This window comes from Flagellimonas marina (assembly GCF_042651185.1).
GTDB lineage: Bacteria > Bacteroidota > Bacteroidia > Flavobacteriales > Flavobacteriaceae > Flagellimonas > Flagellimonas marina.
Map to the genome: position 1 here is coordinate 1 of NZ_JBHSCL010000016.1, position 2,471 is coordinate 2,471.

The 2,471-nt window shown below is 41.4% G+C and carries 4 protein-coding genes; all 4 read left to right on the top strand.

The annotated features are described in order from the left end of the window. A partial coding sequence (locus ACFOWS_RS18970; RefSeq protein WP_379768151.1) for an MBL fold metallo-hydrolase occupies nt 1–645 on the top strand: 645 nt, incomplete at its 5' end. Between the two features lie 53 nt (nt 646–698). Continuing rightward, nucleotides 699–1,505: a PhzF family phenazine biosynthesis protein gene (locus ACFOWS_RS18975; RefSeq protein WP_379768154.1), complete on the top strand. Its 807-nt coding sequence runs from the start codon at nt 699–701 to the stop codon at nt 1,503–1,505. Between the two features lie 50 nt (nt 1,506–1,555). Further along, a complete protein-coding gene (locus ACFOWS_RS18980; RefSeq protein WP_379768157.1) occupies nt 1,556–1,945 on the top strand; it encodes a RidA family protein in 390 nt (129 codons plus the stop codon). 47 nt (nt 1,946–1,992) lie between these two features. Further along, a partial coding sequence (locus ACFOWS_RS18985; RefSeq protein ID WP_379768160.1) for a M20 metallopeptidase family protein occupies nt 1,993–2,471 on the top strand: 479 nt, incomplete at its 3' end.

Below are 2,471 nucleotides of genomic sequence, written 5' to 3' on the forward strand. Positions count from 1 at the left end.
GCAGGCTTAAGTTTGGCTGAAACACGGGAACCAGAAAAAAGACTGGGCAAAGAACTGGTCGAGATAACAGGATTTAAATTCGATGAAAACCTTACGGCAGTCCGACAAATTGAAAACTTAGGGTTGAACCCCAAGAATGTAACCGATATCATCTGCTCCCATTTAGACCCTGACCACATAGGAGGAACGGCGGATTTTCCTGAAGCCAAGATTCACGTTACCAGAGAGGAATATAAGGCTTTTAAAAACGGGGATGACAGATATTTGAAGCAACAGCTTGAGCATGACCCTGAAATGGTGCTATATGAAAATGATGACAGTGAGTGGCTCGGTTTGCCCGCCCGGAAGTTGAGTATGGATTTTGAAGTGTATCTCATTCCTTTATTTGGACATACGCTTGGCCATTGTGGTGTTGCCTACAAAGATGGTGGCCGTTGGGTGTTTTATGTGGGCGATGCCTACTATTTGAGGGCAGAGTTGACAGATAAACACCATCCCGTGGACCAGTTGGCCACCATTCGGGCGGTTGACAATGAAATGCGAATAGAGTCTTTGAACAAGGTTAGAAAATTGATTGAAGACTATGGTGATACAATTGACTATTTCGGGTATCATGACCCGGAAGAATTTTCTGTAAGCATTTAAATATGTGAAAATTTACCGTACAAGCCATTGACCGTTTTTGAATTCAATTTGTTATGAACATAAAAACCTATATCGTAGATGCTTTTACTGACCTGCCCTTTACCGGAAACCCTGCGGGGGTTTGCCTGTTGGATACCCCAATAAGTGAAGAATTGATGCAATCCATCGCCTCTGAGTTGAATTTATCGGAAACGGCATTCTTGCTGAAGATGGAAAACGGCACCTACTCCATTCGATTTTTCACGCCCAAGGTGGAAATCAATTTTTGTGGTCATGCTACTTTGGCTTCGGCAAAGATAGTTTTTGATAAAATAGGGGTGGACGAAGTCTGCTTTAAGACACCGAAAGACCTATATCTTAGGGCTAAAAAGGCCAAAAGTTCCATAAACATGGTTTTTCCGGTATACAACACAGTTGACTATGAGCCGAAACAAAAGGTTTATGACGCATTGGGAATCGGAAAACCCATTGCAACAAGATTGTCGAAAGATTTGGATATGCTTCTGATCGAAGTACCCGATAAAGAAGTTCTTTTGAATGTTTCCCCGAACTTTCAAAAAGTTTTGGAAAGCAGCAATACGCTGAAAGAGATTGTAATAACCACAAAATCAAAGGAAAGGGAATTTGATTTTTATTCCAGATGTTTCGCCCCTTGGTTGGGAATCGATGAAGACCCGGTTACAGGGGCGGCGCATTCGGTTTTGGCGAAATACTGGGGCGATAAATTGGGAATCTCAAAAATGTCGGCGTATCAGTTATCCGAGCGTGGTGGATTTCTAAACCTTGTGATGCTAAGCGATACTGAGTTGGAGGTTCGCAGTGATGCAAAAATTATGTTCGAAGGTGTCCTTATGGTGTAACCTTATCCTCATTTGTCCCTAAGAATTGGAAATATCAAAAAAAAGTGAACATGAAAAGATACATACAAAAAGGTGATGGATTGCCCAATTGGCCCAACCCTATCAGTCATGCGGTGGTCGTCAACAATATGTGCTTTGTCAGCGGACAATTGGCAATTGATTCCGATGGCAGATATGTCGATGGAAGCATAGAGGAAGAGGGAAAATTGGCATTTACAAATTTCTTTTCGGCCCTCAAGGCCGCTGGCTTTGAAAAAGAAGATGTCGTATTTATCGACATCGCATTCGATGACCTGAAAGATCAGTCAGAAATTGACAGACTTTATATGGATTATTTTCCTGAAAACAGAAGACCGGCAAGAACGATATACCAAGCAGAAGCCCTTCCTTTCGGTGGCAAGGTCAAGATAACGGGTACAGCCGTAAAAGACCTGAATTAGATATCAAGGTGTTGCATAATGGCAATAAACCGAATGAAAACCAAAAAATGAAACTAAATAACAAATTTGTATCTACTGTCATTTTATTGAGCCTTTTGCTTGGTTGTAAGACATCCGAAGATAAAAGTATTCACCAAAAAATCGAAAAAGAAACCGAAGCGATACACGGTAGTCTGGTCCAACTGAGAAGGCATTTTCACCAATATCCTGAATTGGCCGGAAATGAAAAAAGGACTTCTAAAGTGATTGCTGAATATTTATCGAGTTTAGGATTGGAGGTTAAAACTGGGGTCGCAGGTTACGGAATCATCGGAATTCTGAAAGGCGGAACTGAAGGAAAAAATATAGCTTGGAGGGCTGATATGGATGCCCTGCCCAATAATTTTCCAGACGACGTGACTTTTAAATCAAAAAACAAAGGAATCCAACACGGTTGTGGTCACGATGTTCATATGGCAATAGGGCTTGGAATAGCGGAGATATTGTCCAAAAACAAAGAATCGATCAGCGGAACAGTTTATTTCAT